The organism is Rhizobium ecuadorense, from assembly GCF_001187535.1.
Classification (GTDB): domain Bacteria; phylum Pseudomonadota; class Alphaproteobacteria; order Rhizobiales; family Rhizobiaceae; genus Rhizobium; species Rhizobium ecuadorense.
In genome coordinates, this window is the sequence record NZ_LFIO01001544.1 from 1 (window position 1) to 339 (window position 339).

Annotated in this window: 1 pseudogene; it reads right to left on the reverse strand. The window is 53.4% G+C overall.

Annotation, left to right across the window (positions count from 1 at the left end):
• A pseudogene (locus tag AF337_RS41205) lies at window positions 1-302 on the reverse strand (cupin); the annotation flags it as partial.
• Window positions 303-339: the final 37 nt, after the last annotated feature.

The following is a 339-nucleotide window of genomic DNA, read 5'->3' on the forward strand; positions in this document are numbered from 1 at the left end:
GTTCCGGCTGGAAGTACCAGGCAGTCTCCCGCAACCACATCAAGCTCTTGACCGTCGGGACCGCCGATCAACAGCTTGGCGCTGCCACGTGCAATTCCCAGGACTTCATGGGCACCGGAATGGTAGTGCTGATAATCGAAGACACCGTTTATCCAGATGCCTGTCCAACCGTTTGCAGCGAAACGACGGTCGAAATCAGTAGGTTCAGCGTCAGCAAAGAGCCCTCTGTAAAGCAATACAGGAAGATGCGGATTGTTCGGGACCCAGTCGCTCGGCTTGAAAAATATCGTCTCGATGTTCATGTTGAAATTCCCAAGCGAGTTGTCAATTGCCGCGAGC